A 15750-nucleotide genomic window follows, 5' to 3' on the forward strand; every position below is an offset into this window, starting at 1 on the left:
GACAGACATCGTCAGCTCAGCTTGATAATGAGGACGCCGCTTAGAATCATGGTGATCGACACCCATTTCACGATACTGACCTGCTCTTTCAGCCAAATGACGCCGATGAGAGTGGCAAAGACGATGCTGATCTCCCGTACAGATGCCACGTACGTGACCGGCGTTGTTTGCATGGCGTAGACCGCGAGCGAATTGGAGATGAACACAAACAGCCCGCCCGCTGCTGTTTGGACCGGATACCGTTTCACCAGTGACAAGTAATCGGTTTTCGTCTCTGTTCTTTTGTCGATCATCCATTTCCCCGCGAACATGCCGATGAAGACGACATATTTGAACAGCAAGCCAGACATAATGGCGGCTCCCATCCCGTCGATCATGCTGCTGCAGGCCGAAAAAGCGCCTGCCAGGAAGACCCATTTCATCCTGCTCCAGTCCGTCAGCAGGCTGCCCAGTTCTTTTGGCGAAAAGCTCTTTTGATTCATCATGAGCACCCCCATGACAATTACGGCAATTCCGATTACCCCTGTCCAAGCGATCGTGGCCCCGAAGAACAAAAAGCCGAGGATCGTGGTGACAATAGGCGCAGTGCCTCGCAATACCGGGTAGGCATGGCTCAGGTTGTTTGTCTGATAAGCTTTGGCCAGCGCGACAAAATATAGAACTTCCGAACAAGTGCTGAGCAATAACCATTTGACCGCTGCAGGAGGAAAGGGCGACGTGGAGAAAAGATACACAGCCAATGGCAAGTAAAGGATGACAGAGACGCCCAAGATCAAGGTAAAAAAAGAATCGCGTTCTTCAATCTGCTTGGAAACCGCGTTCCAGACCGCGTGGCACAGAGCGGCAAACAACAGAACGAGCAAAATGGTGGTGGACATCCTTCTCCCAGCTCTCTTTTTCAGATTGCCGAAGCAAATAAGCACAGGTGCAGCCTGTGGAGACTACACCTGAAAAGCCGTTACCCTTCTTGCACTTCATAGGAGTCGACGATCCCCACGATGACGGCATCGATGGGGACATTTTTATGGGCAAAGATGTTTTTCGCCGGAGTGCCGCGCGATACGATGACCCGCTCGCCCATTCCGGCTCCGATGCGATCGGCCGCGATCACCGTTGGCCCGCCCTCGTTTTCCTTCCAGTCTATGGGTTGGACAATCAGCAGCTTCAGATTCTCCATGCCCTCTTCTTTTTGCGTAGACCAGACGCTGCCAATCACTTTTCCCAGAAACATGGCGGTCACCCTTTACCGACATAGTGAACAGCGATCCCTCTTTCCTTGAGCAGATCCATTGCCAAGGGAGAAACAATTGCTCCCTGTTCCAGGATCAATCTGTTTTCAGGGAAGTCTGGCTGCGACTTTACCCATTCGGCTGAGATCAGCTTTCCACTGCCCGGCAGCATCTTGCGCAACCCACCGGGGAGCTGATCCGACTCTTTTAAAGCTTCTGCCTGTCTTTTTGACGTCCATTTTCTTACAGCCGCATTGGCCAATTCTCGTTGCGGGAAAAATTCGACGCCCAGATCCTTCATCTCGCTCACGTGCCGCTCAAACAGCTTTTGGTACGCGGCCGGCAGTGACAGTGTCTTCAGGCAGCGGCGGTCCGAGCGCTTGATTCCAGGCACGTCTTCCCCGACCAGCACGAATTTTCCCAAGACGAGCGCGGAAAAGATGATCTCTGCCTTGATGGTGCCCTTCAATCCGGCGGCGACGCGGGCCGCGTTGTCCAGATCGATTTCCGGGACGATCACGCCGTCGTATTCTTTCGGCAATTCCAATGGGGCTGGCGCGTACTCGTCCGCAGCGATGATTTTGCCTGCGCCTCCGCATTCAATGCGATGCATGCCAAGCCAGGACGAGGTTTCCCCGTCGAGAAACAGGATGTCGTGGCAAATCCCGTGATTCTGCAGCGCAATAAACTGGTCGGCAAACGGCTCATGTGCCGTGCTGTCGCAAAAGATGAACAGCAGCTTGTGCTTCTGCAGCTTTTCCTTCTCGGCTTGCATCGATGCCAGGAGCTCGCGTGTGATCGATTCGACCAGCTTTCTGACCTCCATTTGCTTCACCTCCCTGTAGAGGACAGGAGTTTGCCGTTTTTGCCGATGACCTCCATCTCGTCTCCCGTCCGCAGGTTGGCCGCATTCGCCTCGTCCTGGTCGATGTGCAGGTCGAGGGCGAACGCCGGATCGATGCGTACGGCTACATCCGGAAAAATGATGGAGCGTTCACCACTGAGCCGCAGAATCAGGCTGTCGCCCTGTTTTACATCGAATGCAGCGGCGTCATCGGATGACATGTGCACGTGGCGTTTGGCAACGATGACGCCTTGTTTCAGCACGACACATCCGGCAGAGCCGATGAGCGTAATGCCAGGCGTCCCGTCAATCGACCCTGAAAGCCGGATAGGAGGATGGACACCCAACTGATACCCATCTGTCTTTGATATTTCCACCTGGCTTGCTCCCCGAGCCGGTCCGAGTATGCGCACGCCCCTGATCAATCCCTTGGGGCCGAGCAATGTCACTGTTTCTTCTGCGGCAAACTGACCGGGCTGGGACAAAGGACGCATCGGCGTCAGTTGATAGTCAGGGCCAAACAGTTGTTCCACGTCTTCCTGCGAAAGGTGGACGTGACGGTTTGATACGCCTACAGGAATAACCAGCCGATTTTCCGGCCCCCGTGAAAATGAATCCGGCGACTTGCAAGGCTCCAATTTGATCCCTCTCCCCTTTAGAAAGTCAACAGCGGCCGGGGTCAGCTTGTCGTTTTCATGCAATGGATAAGGGTTGGGAATACCCGTACGCAGCATGGCCCGAAGCGTCGCTTCCGTAATAAAGGCCATAGGCTATGTCATCACCCTTCGCCCTTCGGGAGGATCAGCTCAATGTCGGTATGCGGCCGGGGGATGACGTGTACGGAGATGAGCTGCCCTACTTTTTCTACGGCAGCCGCCCCCGCATCCGTCGAAGCTTTTACGGCACCGACATCTCCCCGAACCATAACGGTAACCAGCCCTCCTCCGACATGGACTTTTCCGATCAGCTTTACATTTGCCGCTTTGACCATTGCATCAGCTGCTTCGATCGCCCCGACCAAACCTTTTGTTTCTACCATTCCGAGCGCTGCCATTTCTCCTGCCATCCTTTACGCCTCCTTACCTGCCGGTTGTCTGCAGCTCCAGCAGTACGCTTTTGATAATCTCCGCTATTTCTTCCCTCGTGATGGCGGCAGGAGGGGCCGCAGAGACAGCGGATGCTTGCGCTGAACCGGACGCTGTATCCAGCTTCATTTCACGGATGCCAAACGCTACCCGTTTTACATTGAGCAAATGCTGAGGGCCGATATTGTCAGATGTGACATTGTTGCCAAGGGAACCGCAGCCTAGTGTAAGCGACGGCATGATGCCTGTCGTAGCTCCGATTCCGCCAAACGTCGTCCCCGAATTGACGACAATCCGCGATGCAGGCTGTCCGAGAGCAAACCTCTCGATCACTTGCTGCTCCTGGCAGTGAATGCCCAGCGTATGCCCCAGTCCGCCAAGCGCTAGCAGACGGCTGCACAGGCGGCTGGCTTCCTGCCAATCCTCAACGGTATACAGCGCTAAAATAGGGGCCAGCTTTTCGACAGAGAACGGATATTCTCTCCCGACCTCGCTTTCTTCGGCGACGAGCAGCTTGGCCTCCGGCGGCACCAGGATACCGGCGAGTTCGGCAATGGCCTGAGGCGGCTTGCCGACGATGGCCGGGTTCAGACCGTTTCCTGCCAGGATGACGGATGCAACTTTTTTTGTTTCATGTTCATCAAGAAAATATGCGCCCTGCTTTTTCAGTTCGGCTACAACCTTTCGCTTGATCGCTTTATCGGCCACCAAGGCCTGCTCGGAGGCACAGATCGTGCCGTAGTCAAACGTTTTGCTTTGGACGATTTGGCGAACCGCGACAGGAATGTCGGCACTCGTGTGAAGGTATACAGGGACATTGCCCGGGCCGACGCCAAATGTCGGCTTCCCCGAACTGTATGCAGCCTTGACCATCCCCGTACCGCCTGTCGCCAGGATGACGTCGGTGAGGCTGTGGCGCATCAACTCTAGCGAGGACGCCATGGTCGGCTGGCTCACGCAGCTGATGAGTCCTGCCGGAGCACCCGCCCTCTCTGCGGCGGCCTGCATGAGCTTTGCCGTCTCTGACGAGCATTTTGCTGCTGATGGATGAGGACTAAAGACAATCGCATTGCCTGACTTCACCGCGATCAACGACTTGTAAATCAGTGTCGAGGTCGGATTGGTTGATGGCAAAATGCCTGCAATGACTCCGACAGGCTGGGCTGCCTCCCAAACCTGGTTTTGTTCGTCCCGCCGAATGATCCCAACCGTTTTCATATCTTTGATCGCCTGGTAAACATCGTTTGCGGCGAACAGGTTTTTTACTGTTTTGTCAGCCGCTTTGCCGTATCCCGTTTCTTCCACAGCCAGGGCTGCCAGTCTGCCCGCCTCCGCCTTTGCCGCTTCGGCCATGCTTTCTACGATCTGATCGATTTGACTCTGCGACATGCCAGCCACCAGTTGCTGTGCCGCTTTGGCCTTTTCCAAACAGTGCCGCGCTTCCTGGACCGATTGCAAATCAACGTCTAGCATCACGTGTACCGTCACCTCTTTTCAGCCGTTTGCAAATCTCTCGCTTTTCAGAAAAAAATTGTTCGTTATCCTTCCAGCTTGGGCAGGATCAGCTCAATATCGGAGTGCGGACGCGGGATCACGTGCACCGAAACCAGCTCGCCGACTTTTTCCGCCGCGGCAGCACCTGCGTCTGTCGATGCTTTCACTGCCCCCACATCACCGCGAACCATAACCGTTACGAGTCCGCCACCTACATGAACCTTGCCGATCAGCTTGACGTTTGCCGCTTTGACCATTGCATCGGCCGCCTCTACAGCACCGACCAATCCCTTTGTCTCCACCATTCCCAATGCGTCACCCATGATTCATTCCTCCTTGCCGGTTTCATTTGGATTTTCCTTTTTTGCGTTGTTCTGTTTATCGGCCGTCTCTTTGCTCGTCGACCTTCCTGCTGGTTTGGCGCCCGCTGGTCCCTTCTTTTTGTCCAACCGCTGAAAAACCATCTGCAATACTGTCTGATCAGGCCGCGGAATCACTTGGGAGTGACGTAGCTGGCCAATCCGTCTCGCTTCCGCTTCTCCAACAGTCACGGCTGCTGAAACCGATGCAACATCGCCGACAATGTAAATCGTGACAATTCCCGCGTCTGCCCCCTGATACGTGACACAGTGGACATCTGCCGCTTTGGCCGCGGCATCTGCGGCGGCGACTAGCGCAGGAAAACCGACCGTCTCGATCATTCCGAGAGCGTATCCACCACTGAGCATACCTTCACCCCGCTTTTTTCCATCATCACTCTAACCGAATGGTGAAGCGGCATCATACCCTCCGCTCACTCACCGACAATCCAATTGACGCCTCTTTGATCCAGCTCGTGCCGCCACTCTTTGGGTGCAGGAACGTCACTGATCACACTGTCAATCTCCTTGAGATCGGCCACTTTATAAAACGTACTGATTCCGATTTTGGAGTGATCCGTCAAGACGATGATCTCCTGAGAATGTTCGATAAACCGCCTCCCCAGCATTGCTTTGTCGGCATCATAGCTGGTAATCCCTTTGTGAGCCAGAATCCCGTCGATCGAGATAAAAGCCTTGTCGACAAAAAAGTTTTGCATCATTTTTTCCGCAAGCGTTCCGACTGTTCGAAAATGCTTTGACTGTACCTTTCCGCCGATAAAGTATACCTCTCCGGTGAACAGCTCCCGGTTCAGATAATCCATCAGAACATTCAATGCCGGTACGGAGATGGTGAGAATTTTGAGATTCTTCTTATTGATTAAATAGCTCAACATATGCAGCGTTGTCGTACCGTCATCGATCACGATTGCGTCGTTGTCCTGCACCAGTTTGGCTGCCGCCCGGCCGATCTTTTTCTTTTCCTCGGCGTGCGACACCTCTCTCGTCAGGTGGGACGGCTCCTCCCGGTCGTAGTTGATCTTGACCGCCCCGCCGTAAACACGTTTCAGCTTTTTTTCGCTTTCCAGCTCTTCGAGATACCGCCTGATCGTCTCCGAGGATACTTGCAGCTTTTCCACTAGTTCGTTCGTTCGCACTTTTCCGGCGTAGTTCAGTAGATGGATGATGACTTCTTTGCGCTCTTCACCCACCAGAGACATGGATAAAGTCCTCCTGTCTGCATGAGCAATTTTCCAATTGGTAAGGATTGTTGGTTTGATCCGGGTTCAGTCCTTCGAGCTTGGTTAAAGCAACAGAAATATAGGAAAATACATATTCCATGCATGTGTTATATTGCTTTTACTTGGTCCTATGGGTGAAAAATAAGCCTCTTCGCTGTTCACCAAGAGGGCCTGTTACCAAAATCGGTTTTTATCGATCGCTTCTACCAGCCGCTTCATGTCATGCGGATACACCTCGCCAATATTGCCGATGCGGAATGTGTCTGCCAACGAAATTTTTCCTGGATAAATCACAAAGCCTTCCTTTTTCAAGCGCTCATAAAAGCCGTGAAAGGTAAACGCTGCGCTCTCCGGATAGTAAAAGGAGGTAATGATCGGCGACTGGCTTGATCTTGGCAAAAGTGTCCGAAAGCCGATCTGCTCCATTCCATCAACCAATGTGCGTTGGTTTTCCCTGTACCGGATCTCCCGCGCTTTTACGCCACCTTCCTCCTCCAGCTCCAGCATGGCCTGGTAAAAGGCGCGGACCACATGCGTCGGAGATGTATACCGCCACTTGCCATTGTACGTTTCCATGGTCTCCCACTGATCGTACAGGTCAAGCGAAAGGGAACGGGCCCGCCCTTTGCATTTTTTCAATTCCTCCGTCTTCGCGAGGATAAAACCAAAGCCAGGCACTCCCTGGATGCACTTGTTGGCGCTTGAGATCAAAAAGTCGATTTCCAGTTCAGCGGCATCAATCTCAACCCCGCCAAAGCTGCTCATGGCGTCCACAATGAGCACCTTGCCGAATGCTTTTGCGATCTTGCCCACTTCAGCGATCGGGTTGAGCATCCCGGTCGTCGTCTCGCAATGAACGACGGCTACGTGCGTAATCTCCGGATCGCCCTCCAGCACTTCCTGCAGCTTCTCGGGCTGCGTCTGCGACACTTCGCCAAAATCGATCACCAGCGTGTTGACCTTGAGCACCCGGGCAATCTGGACGATCCTGTTTCCGTATGCGCCGTTGGTCAATATGAGCAGCTTGCCATCGTCCGGGACGGCGGAACCGATGACCGCTTCCACGGAAAATGTTCCGCTCCCCTGCATCAGCACAGACGTGTAGTTGTCGTGGTTATTGCCAGCCAGTCTCACCAGCTTTCGCCTGATTTCCTGCACCAGATCGTTGTATTCGTCATCCCATGTGCACCAGTCCCGCAGCATCGCGGCCTTTACTCCTTTTGACGTGGAAAGCGGTCCCGGTGTGAGCAGCAGATACGGGTTATCCGGCAACTGAGTGATCTTCATGGTCATCTCTCCTTTTGCGCAAGGCGCAGATTGATTTTGGGAATCAGCGTATCCAGCTCGCCGATGCTGTCTATGACGTAATCGGCTCCGGCCTCCTTGAAACGCTTGGCTACGGCTTCCATCCTGTCTGCCAAAAGATCGGGGTCGCACTCCAGGACTTCCCTCTCCGTCATTCCGAGTTCACTGCTTCCTTTGATAACTCCGACTGCCCAGGCGCCGGCATTGACTGCCTCCCTGATGTCACTGGTCGTATCGCCTACCTTGATCACGTGCTTCATCGGAAACACGCCGAGGTTGATCGCATTTTGATAGCACATCCACGGGTATGGCCGCCCCGCAGGCATTTCGGTGGGCGTGACCAAGGAATCGGGCGCGTATCCGCGTTTTTTCGCTTCCGGCGCGACGATGGCCATCATTTCTGCGGTATAGCCTGTAGTTGAACCGATTTTGATGCCTGCCCGCCGCAAGCGGTCCACCAGCTCCAGCACACCGGGAATCGGCGTCGTATAGTTTCTCAGGATGGAGAAAAGCATCGGTTCGAAATCGGCGTAAAGCATGTCGACATCCTTTTTCTCCGGGTATCTGCCGTACTTCTCTTTCCATAAGCCCGCAATCCGCTCCATCTGGCACATCGTGTTGATGTGGTCCCACTTGAGCATGCCCATCGGCTCCCGAGCCTCTTCATGCATCACCTCGATTCCCTTCTTTTTGAACACCTCCAGAAAGACGTCCAGTGGCGCAAAACATCCGTAGTCAACCGTAGTTCCAGCCCAGTCAAAAATTACTGCTTGAATCATTTCCTCTCTCCCACCTTTATCTTTTTTGCCATGCCTCCGTTTTCTTTCTCACCTTTCGGGTGCCGATTTCGTAGACGATCCGGACGACGATGTTGGTCGCCACGATCAAGACGGACATCGCAGCCGCTGCGGCAACATCACCGGCGTCATCCATGTTGACAATGGAGACGGAAGCCAGCTTGAAGTCGGCGGAGTAGAGAAAGACGACGGCAGAAATAGTAACCATGGAGTTGATGAAGTAGTAGACGGCAATCTCCAAAATGGCTGGCAGCGACATGGGGACTGTCACCCGCAAAAAAGTGATATAGAATGGCACGCCCATCGATTCGGATGCGAGTTCAAATTCCTTGTCCAGCTTTTTCAGCGCAGTCGTCGCCGTGATGAACGGAACCGCGTAGAAGTGGACGATATTCGCGATTACGAGGATGAGCACAGTGCCGTAAATCCAGTTCAACGGGTTGTCAGGATGGTTGAAGAAGAAAATGTACGCAAGCCCGATCACCAGCCCGGGCAGGGCGAGCGGCAGGATGGAGAGAAAGTACCCTACCTGGCGCATCCCCTTGAGAAACCGCGTTTTCTCGATGATATAAGCGTTGACAAAGGTGATCACCGTTCCCGCCACCGCACTGTAGAAGGCGACGAGCAAGCTGTTCCAAAATGGCTGCATTCCCTCCCCTGCTACTTTTGTAAAGTCGAAGTGGGTAAGCGTCATGCTCAGATCATAGGGCCAGACCTTTACAAGCGAAGCGAAGACGACCGTACCGAGCATGATGAAGATCGAAGCTGTAATCAGTGAGCAGTAGGCAAAGAAAGCATGATCCCGCCACCTTCTCGGTGTAATCTTGTACGGCGTGGACTTGGCTGTGACGGCTGAGTTTTGCTTCCTCTCCACGATCCGGTCGACGATAAATGCGAGAATCGCAGGCAAGATCAGGATAATCCCCACAGTGGCCCCCATCGTCGTATTTTGTTGGCCAATCACCTGCTTGTAGATGTCCGTGGCCAGCACGTTGAATTGACCGCCCACCACTTTCGGAGCGCCGAAGTCGGTAAAGCTCAAGGTAAAACAGACGAAGATCGCACTGACCAGACCGTACTTGACATTCGGCAGGGTCACCGTTAAAAACTGGCGGAGACGGCTCGCCCCCATCGTCTCCGCCGCCTCGTACAAATTGTAGTCGGCAAATGCCAGCGAAACGGCCATGATCAGGTAGGCCTGCGGAAACGTATAGATTACTTCCGAGATAATAATCCCGAGCGGTCCGTACAGCTCCATCTCAAAGCCGGGCAAGAGTCCGAAAAATCCCGTCGTGAGAATTCCCTGGTTGCCAAACAGATAGGTAAGTGCGATCCCGTGCATCATCGTCGGAGCAAACAGCGGCAGCATCGCGGCATAGCGAAAAAATGTCTTGCCTCTCATGTCAGTCCGCGTCAGGGCAAATGCGTACAGAAAAGCCATAGCCACAGAAATGATCGTCGTGATCCCGGACACGTACAAGGTGTTGGTAAACGACTGGACAAGAGCAGGTGTGGCAAAGTAATGGACAAAGTTGGAGAAGCCGATGTATTGGCCGCTCTCGTCGAGAAATGCTCGGCTGAACAAATCGCCCAGCGGCATCAGGACGCTGATGAACAGGACGATCACGATGCCTGTGATCAGAATTTTCTGAATCAACTCATCCCTGCCCATCTTCTGGCGGACGGTTCTTGTGCTCATCGCTGGTCACTCCCCGTCTTTTTCGCCACGGCTGCCTGATCAAACGAGATCAGACTTTCGATCGGCATTTCGAAAGCGACCCGCTTATCCCGGCTGAGCCCCAGACGGTGTGTTTGGCCCACAGGAAGGTCCATCGTGACGAGGTGGGGAAGAATGCCGTCCTGCTCGCTTGTGAGCTGCAGTGTGACACGGTAAAAGGAGCCGCGAAATTCCATGTCTTGGACGATGGCCTTCTGGCTGTACTCCGCTTCGGGTTCCATCAGGTGAATGTTTTCCGGGCGAATGGCCAGAAGGCGGTCCTCTCCTTTTGCATGACCGGAAAAAACAGACGGTTCCAAAAAGTTGATGGCTCCTACGAAATCCGCAACGAACGGGCTGTTCGGCTTTTGATATACCTCCTGGGGAGTTCCTACCTGAACCACTTCCGCGTTGTTCATCACGACGATCCGGTCAGCCATCGTCAACGCTTCTTCCTGATCATGCGTCACCATGATCGTCGTAATGCCGATTTTTTCATGCAGATTCCTCAGTTCCCGGCGCAATTTGAGGCGCACCTTGGCATCCAAAGCCGAAAGCGGCTCATCCAGGAGCAGAAAGTCCGGGGACAGGGCGATGGCCCGGGCCAAAGCGACACGCTGCTGCTGGCCACCGGACAGTTGGGAGGGATACTTGTCGCGAATATGCTCCAGATCGATCAGCGCCAATACTTCCTGCACTTTTTCCTGCACTTCTTTTTTGGAAAGCTTTTTGGCCTGAAGTCCATAGGCGATATTTTGAGCCGCCGTCAGGTTGGGAAACAGGGCGTATGACTGAAACATCATGCCAAAGTTGCGCTTTGCCGGGGGGAGGGCTGTAATGTCTCGGCCACCTACGAATATCCGGCCATCCGTTGGCTGCTCCAACCCTGCCAAAATACGGAGCAGTGTGGTTTTCCCGCATCCGCTTGGTCCGAGCAGGCAGATAAACTCGTTCTTTTTGATGTCGATGTCGATGGACGTGAGCGCTACAAACTTGCCGAACGTTTTCCTGATTCCCTTGATGGAAAGATATGGATTTGCCATACGTTCCTCCCTTCCTCCATTTCACTGGATTCGAAGCTTGCAACCACGAATAGCGTTAGTTTTTCGGCTCGCTCTTTGTGCTGAATCGTTTATCCCACTCTGCCAGGATCTTTGGCCGTTCTTTGGCCACTTTGCTTAAATCGTTCTGGATGAGCTGTGATTTGGGATCTTTCGTATAGCCCTCCGGAATCGTCCCGCCAGCGCTGCTAAGCGTAATGATGGCAAAGTTTTTATTGTATTCCTTCATGGCTTCATCCGTAATGGCCCAGTCGAGAAACAGCTTGGCTTCCGGCTTGATCTGTTTCTTTTTGACGAGGGCGTTGGCCTCTACATCCCAGCCAGCGCCTTCTTCGGGGAAGACGACTTCAAGCGGAGCCCCTTTTTTCTTTTCGGTAATGCCCCGGTAACCGAAAGAGATCCCGATCGGATATTCACCGGCTGCAGCCATCTTCGCGGGCTTGGACCCGGAATGTGTATAGAGGGCGATGTTTTCGTGCAATTTGTCCATGTACTTCCAGGCTTCTTCCTCTCCCCAGAGCTGGATCCAGGCTGAGACCGTAAAGAATCCGGTGCCCGAAGAGGACGGGTTGGGCATGACGATCATCCCTTTGTACTCTGGTTTGATCAGATCACGATATGTTTTTGGGATGGGCAGATTGTGTTTTTCCAGTTCCTTGGTATTGACGACAAAGGCGGTCTCAAAGGCATCGATGCCGACCCAGTGCGCCGGCTCTTTCGAATCTCTAAATTCCGGCAATATCCGCTCAATGCCTTTTGGCGAATACGGTTCCAGTACGCCTTGGAATTCTGCTCCCAAAAGCTCAGTCGCAGCTGTACCCCACACCACATCCGCTTGCGGATTGTCTTTCTCCGCAATCAGCTTGGCTACAATGACCCCGGTAGAATCCCTGACGATATTTAGCTTGATCTCCGGGTGTGCTTTTTTGAAGGCGTCCACGTAGGCTTTTAGCTGGTCGTCTTCAAGTGCAGTGTAAACGGTAAGCTCAGATGAGCCCCCCTTGCCCCCGGCAGCCGGACTGGAGGATTGTCCGCAACCTGCGAGAACCGATAACAGCAGAACACCAGTCAAAAATGCGCTATACCATTTTTTCATCCCAAATCCCTCCCCTTTGTTCCCTCTCCTGGCTCCCCTTCCAATCTGCATCGGTTAAGACAAGACCAATTACACATTAATTGATTTGTTTTCCCGTTTTTTAGTTGTTTTTCGTTTTTATTATATAGTGAATTGACTGAAGATTTCAAATGTTTTTTATAAAAAAAGAGCCGAGCTCCTTTGCTCCACTCTTTTCTTACACTTGAAATGATTCTTCTGTATGTGTGATTGCGGTACTTCTTGTTACTGAAGTGCTGCCTCACGGCGGACGCGTTTTTCAAATGTGACGATCTCCGTGTACCCTGCCGCTTTCAGCGCTTTGCGGGCTTCTGGCAAAAAGCTGCCCAAATGGTCGGGGAAATGGGCGTCAGAGGATGTTGTGATCGGAACGCCCTGCTCACGCAAAACTCGCAGAAAGCTCGGGCTCGGGCACATTTCTTTTACGGGGTAGCGATAGAACAGACCCGTGTTGATCTCTGTGGCTGTATCGTGCTGCCGCAGCAGTTGGGCAATGCGCTGATAGTACGGGAGAAGCTGCTCTTCTTCCGGCCGGTGGCCAAATACCTTGAGATTGTCCAAATGCGCGATGATGTCGAACAGTCCGGATGAGATCGCCTCCTCCACTGTCTGAAACACATCGCGATAAAGCAGCCTCAAGTCTGTCTCCGCAAACCGTGACTGTGTATCCGGATTGTCAAACCCCCAGCCGCCGACAAAATGGACAGAGCCGATGACATGATCCCAGGGATATTGCCTAATCAATGGGGCAAGCACAGCTTCTCCGCCGGAAAAATAGTCCGCTTCGATGCCTAGCCGCAAATCGATGCCGTCGGACTCCCAGATCCGTTTTTGCTCCTGAATAAAGGAGACGAACGCATCGATTGAGGTGCAGCAGACCTGATCCAGCCAAAGCTTCTGCATGCGTCCCAGCTCATCGTCTCCGAGATTTATGTTTGCTTCAAAGTAGGGCTTGAATTCCTTGAAGCGGTAGAGATGATCCACGATTCCAACGTGTGAGAGACCCAATTCTTTGGCCCGCTTACGGTACAAGTCGAGCCATACACGCGAGTAGGCTCCTTGCTTGATTCGCCTGTTCATCTGGTCCGACAGATCTTCCATCCATTCCAGCGCATGTTTTTGGCCAGCCGTTTGACGAAATGAAAGCAAAGCCTCTGCCGTCCGGGTCCACCAACGAAGGGAGTACGGCCCCTCCTCCAAATGGACATGATAGTCTACGTACATGGCATTTTCCCCTCCCGCTTTTGTTCGCCACAGTAATTCACTTGTTGGTTTGTGTGTTTTCTTATTCTTTGTTGGATTGTGTTGCTTTTGTCTGTTGGTGACTATTATACGGGGAGGAAATAGGGATGTACAATTGATTTTTCAAGTGAGCAGAAATGAGCCAGGATCTTTCCTCTATTGACTGCTTGCTCAGATGATCTTCTTTCCGCCGGACTTTCGCTGCTTCGTTTTATCTGCAGGATGGCAATCTTTCATAAACCGATTCCGTGAATGTGGAGGTGTATCTAGCGGGGAATGCATTGCCCGTTTTTCCGAATACACAAGAAAGCAGCCGACTGTCAAGTAAGCTCGTTTGTCCCTATAGCTCCTAATGATCAATCTCATGCTGTCTCAATTCCAACGGTGGTCCCGTCATACCTACTCGGCGTAAGGATGCAGTTGATTTGACTGTTACCAAGCAAAAATATGATCGAGTAGGAGGGGGCGACTAACCCCCGTCCTCTCACACCACCGTACGTACCGTTCGGTATACGGCGGTTCACCAAGCTTGACGAATTTGAGAATATCGTTGCACTAAGCTTTTCAGCCCTTGTTGTTGCCAGTAGGCAATGCCGAGGGCTTTGTGTATATGCGGAGACTTTGTGGTACGCCATGCACCCTTGCGGGTATTTGCAATTTCAATGGCTTTTACGTGAGATATGCCAAGAGAACGAAGTTCTCGATATCTGGTTCTCACGCGTTTCCACTGCATCCACAAACAAAGACGGAGCCTGCGCCTTGTCCATTCCTCAATGGATTGTAGAATGCCCTTCGCGTCTGCAAGGGCGAAATATCCAATCCAGCCCATGAGGTACTGATTTATTCTTTCAATCCGCTTCTCCATCGAGATGCTCCACACCGGATTCGTGATCGTGCGGATTTTCTCTTTTAGCTTGAGGAGGGATTTGGGGTGGATGCGAATCCTTGTCTGTTTTGCAAAGGTAAAACTAAAGCCCAAGAATTTTCGTTTCCATGGTCGGTCTATCGCGCTTTTCTCCTCATTTACTTTTAGCCTTAGTACCTTCTCCAAGTGGTTTTGAATACTCTTCTTTACTCGTTCCCCTGCCCGTTTTGTTTTCACGTAGATGTTACAATCGTCTGCGTAGCGGCAGAAACGGTGGCCTCTCTTTTCGAGTTCCTTGTCCAAATCATCAAGTAGGATATTTGCCAAAAGTGGGCTTAACGGCCCACCTTGCGGTGTTCCTTCACTTGATGTTGTACAGACGCCATTTATCATGATCCCCGCATTCAAGTAGGAACGAATCAGTCTTAAAATTCTCTTGTCCTGAACTTTTCGAGCCACACGGCTCATTAGAATATCATGATTTACGCGATCAAAGAATTTCTCTAGATCGATGTCCACCACGAAACGATATCCTTCGGAGATATACGCTTGCGCTTTCCTTACTGCCATGTGAGCGCTACGTTTTGGACGGAACCCATAGCTAGATTCCGAGAAGGTGGGGTCGAAGATCGGCGTTAACACTTGGAGGATGGCCTGCTGAATAAAGCGGTCTACCACGGTGGGAATGCCTAATAACCTTACACCACCGTCAGGTTTCGGGATTTCGACTCTGCGAACAGGTGAAGGTCTATAGGTTCCCCTTTCCATCTTCTCGCGGATGGCTTGCCAGTGTTCACGTAGATAATCGCGTAGTTGTTCGGTTGAAACACCATCGACTCCACCGACACCTTTGTTTTCCTCCACTCGTTGGAGTGCCATCCGTAAGTTTTCCCGTGATAAGACTTTTTCCAGCAAATCCATAATGATGTTCCTTCCTTCGCACATGCGGACTCCGTGCTTGCTGTACGATACTCAGCCCTCTTTTGTACCCTCGGGGCTTCACCCCTGCTCTTCAAAAGTAGTTCCTTGACAGAATTCTGCTTCGACGTACCGTATCAAAAGACATGGATCGCATGCTGACTTGATGTTCGGCCCTTCCCCATTCAAGCGTCCTCTACTCGGGTACTATGGCCTCTGCTGACTTCTGCATGTTCAGCGTCTCCTTACGGAGACGGTTACCAACAGTTGAAGGCGTTTCATGCAGACCTCCCCAGGTAAGAACGATAACTTTCATCCCATGTACCTGCCCAAGTTTACTACTGTATCCCTTGGCTGTATGGGGCTTTGTCTTGTTTGGCAGACTCGCCCGGATACAACAGCCTCAAATTGGGTTCGTGTACCTCAGGTCGGGATTTTGCCGCCGGCTTCCTTCAGATTCGACCTCGCGGTCGACACCC

16 protein-coding genes are annotated in these 15750 nt (G+C 52.5%); all 16 read right to left on the reverse strand.

The window, feature by feature from the left end; all coding sequences use genetic code 11:
• Nucleotides 1–11 precede the first annotated feature (11 nt).
• Nucleotides 12–878 (reverse strand): SMR family transporter, encoded by an 867-nt coding sequence (locus V5G20_RS14355; protein ID WP_338461024.1) that lies wholly within the window; start codon nucleotides 876–878, stop codon nucleotides 12–14.
• Nucleotides 879–958: 80 nt separating this feature from the next.
• Nucleotides 959–1231 (reverse strand): EutN/CcmL family microcompartment protein, encoded by a 273-nt coding sequence (locus V5G20_RS14360; protein ID WP_003386764.1) that lies wholly within the window; start codon nucleotides 1229–1231, stop codon nucleotides 959–961.
• 5 nt (nucleotides 1232–1236) lie between these two features.
• A complete protein-coding gene (locus tag V5G20_RS14365; protein ID WP_338461027.1) occupies nucleotides 1237–2055 on the reverse strand; it encodes a hypothetical protein in 819 nt (272 codons plus the stop codon).
• A gap of 5 nt (nucleotides 2056–2060) precedes the next feature.
• The gene (gene pduL, locus V5G20_RS14370) at nucleotides 2061–2840 is read right to left on the reverse strand and encodes a phosphate propanoyltransferase (RefSeq protein ID WP_338461029.1); all 780 of its coding nucleotides are present in this window, start codon (nucleotides 2838–2840) and stop codon (nucleotides 2061–2063) included.
• Nucleotides 2841–2851: 11 nt separating this feature from the next.
• Nucleotides 2852–3139: a BMC domain-containing protein gene (locus V5G20_RS14375; protein ID WP_003386767.1), complete on the reverse strand. Its 288-nt coding sequence runs from the start codon at nucleotides 3137–3139 to the stop codon at nucleotides 2852–2854.
• 13 nt (nucleotides 3140–3152) lie between these two features.
• Nucleotides 3153–4634, reverse strand: a complete 1482-nt coding sequence (locus tag V5G20_RS14380; RefSeq protein ID WP_338461032.1) for an acetaldehyde dehydrogenase (acetylating) — start codon at nucleotides 4632–4634, stop codon at nucleotides 3153–3155.
• A gap of 62 nt (nucleotides 4635–4696) precedes the next feature.
• A complete protein-coding gene (locus V5G20_RS14385) occupies nucleotides 4697–4975 on the reverse strand; it encodes a BMC domain-containing protein (RefSeq protein WP_003386769.1) in 279 nt (92 codons plus the stop codon).
• Between the two features lie 3 nt (nucleotides 4976–4978).
• A complete protein-coding gene (locus V5G20_RS14390; protein ID WP_327956162.1) occupies nucleotides 4979–5380 on the reverse strand; it encodes a BMC domain-containing protein in 402 nt (133 codons plus the stop codon).
• Between the two features lie 65 nt (nucleotides 5381–5445).
• The gene (locus V5G20_RS14395; RefSeq protein ID WP_003386771.1) at nucleotides 5446–6231 is read right to left on the reverse strand and encodes a DeoR/GlpR family DNA-binding transcription regulator; all 786 of its coding nucleotides are present in this window, start codon (nucleotides 6229–6231) and stop codon (nucleotides 5446–5448) included.
• Nucleotides 6232–6426: 195 nt separating this feature from the next.
• Nucleotides 6427–7539 (reverse strand): 2-aminoethylphosphonate--pyruvate transaminase, encoded by a 1113-nt coding sequence (gene phnW / locus V5G20_RS14400; protein WP_338461037.1) that lies wholly within the window; start codon nucleotides 7537–7539, stop codon nucleotides 6427–6429.
• Between the two features lie 2 nt (nucleotides 7540–7541).
• Complete coding sequence (gene phnX, locus V5G20_RS14405) at nucleotides 7542–8336, reverse strand: phosphonoacetaldehyde hydrolase (RefSeq protein ID WP_172920778.1); 795 nt, start codon at nucleotides 8334–8336, stop codon at nucleotides 7542–7544.
• A gap of 16 nt (nucleotides 8337–8352) precedes the next feature.
• Nucleotides 8353–10053 (reverse strand): putative 2-aminoethylphosphonate ABC transporter permease subunit, encoded by a 1701-nt coding sequence (locus V5G20_RS14410; protein WP_003386776.1) that lies wholly within the window; start codon nucleotides 10051–10053, stop codon nucleotides 8353–8355.
• Nucleotides 10050–11114: a putative 2-aminoethylphosphonate ABC transporter ATP-binding protein gene (locus V5G20_RS14415; RefSeq protein WP_003386777.1), complete on the reverse strand. Its 1065-nt coding sequence runs from the start codon at nucleotides 11112–11114 to the stop codon at nucleotides 10050–10052. Before V5G20_RS14415 ends, V5G20_RS14410 begins: the two co-directional genes overlap by 4 nt.
• Nucleotides 11115–11169: 55 nt before the next feature.
• Nucleotides 11170–12228, reverse strand: coding sequence for a putative 2-aminoethylphosphonate ABC transporter substrate-binding protein (locus V5G20_RS14420; protein ID WP_031933028.1), 1059 nt, complete (start codon nucleotides 12226–12228; stop codon nucleotides 11170–11172).
• 243 nt (nucleotides 12229–12471) lie between these two features.
• Nucleotides 12472–13470: a histidinol phosphate phosphatase domain-containing protein gene (locus tag V5G20_RS14425; RefSeq protein ID WP_338461042.1), complete on the reverse strand. Its 999-nt coding sequence runs from the start codon at nucleotides 13468–13470 to the stop codon at nucleotides 12472–12474.
• 538 nt (nucleotides 13471–14008) lie between these two features.
• Nucleotides 14009–15274 carry a group II intron reverse transcriptase/maturase gene (ltrA, locus tag V5G20_RS14430; RefSeq protein ID WP_024985202.1) on the reverse strand — a complete coding sequence of 422 codons (1266 nt, stop codon included), beginning with the start codon at nucleotides 15272–15274 and terminating at the stop codon, nucleotides 14009–14011.
• Between the last annotated feature and the right edge of the window lie 476 nt (nucleotides 15275–15750).

It is taken from the genome of Brevibacillus borstelensis (assembly GCF_036700025.1).
Classification (GTDB): Bacteria; Bacillota; Bacilli; order Brevibacillales; family Brevibacillaceae; genus Brevibacillus; species Brevibacillus borstelensis.

Coding starts and splice junctions, on each gene's coding strand:
- V5G20_RS14355 (WP_338461024.1), bottom strand. CDS start 878: ATGTCCACCACCATTTTGCTCGTTCTGTTGTTTGCCGCTCTGTGCCAC.
- V5G20_RS14360 (WP_003386764.1), bottom strand. CDS start 1,231: ATGTTTCTGGGAAAAGTGATTGGCAGCGTCTGGTCTACGCAAAAAGAA.
- V5G20_RS14365 (WP_338461027.1), bottom strand. CDS start 2,055: ATGGAGGTCAGAAAGCTGGTCGAATCGATCACACGCGAGCTCCTGGCA.
- pduL (WP_338461029.1), bottom strand. CDS start 2,840: ATGGCCTTTATTACGGAAGCGACGCTTCGGGCCATGCTGCGTACGGGT.
- V5G20_RS14375 (WP_003386767.1), bottom strand. CDS start 3,139: ATGGCAGGAGAAATGGCAGCGCTCGGAATGGTAGAAACAAAAGGTTTG.
- V5G20_RS14385 (WP_003386769.1), bottom strand. CDS start 4,975: ATGGGTGACGCATTGGGAATGGTGGAGACAAAGGGATTGGTCGGTGCT.
- V5G20_RS14390 (WP_327956162.1), bottom strand. CDS start 5,380: ATGCTCAGTGGTGGATACGCTCTCGGAATGATCGAGACGGTCGGTTTT.
- V5G20_RS14395 (WP_003386771.1), bottom strand. CDS start 6,231: ATGTCTCTGGTGGGTGAAGAGCGCAAAGAAGTCATCATCCATCTACTG.
- phnW (WP_338461037.1), bottom strand. CDS start 7,539: ATGAAGATCACTCAGTTGCCGGATAACCCGTATCTGCTGCTCACACCG.
- phnX (WP_172920778.1), bottom strand. CDS start 8,336: ATGATTCAAGCAGTAATTTTTGACTGGGCTGGAACTACGGTTGACTAC.
- V5G20_RS14410 (WP_003386776.1), bottom strand. CDS start 10,053: ATGAGCACAAGAACCGTCCGCCAGAAGATGGGCAGGGATGAGTTGATT.
- V5G20_RS14415 (WP_003386777.1), bottom strand. CDS start 11,114: ATGGCAAATCCATATCTTTCCATCAAGGGAATCAGGAAAACGTTCGGC.
- V5G20_RS14420 (WP_031933028.1), bottom strand. CDS start 12,228: ATGAAAAAATGGTATAGCGCATTTTTGACTGGTGTTCTGCTGTTATCG.
- V5G20_RS14425 (WP_338461042.1), bottom strand. CDS start 13,470: ATGTACGTAGACTATCATGTCCATTTGGAGGAGGGGCCGTACTCCCTT.
- ltrA (WP_024985202.1), bottom strand. CDS start 15,274: ATGGATTTGCTGGAAAAAGTCTTATCACGGGAAAACTTACGGATGGCA.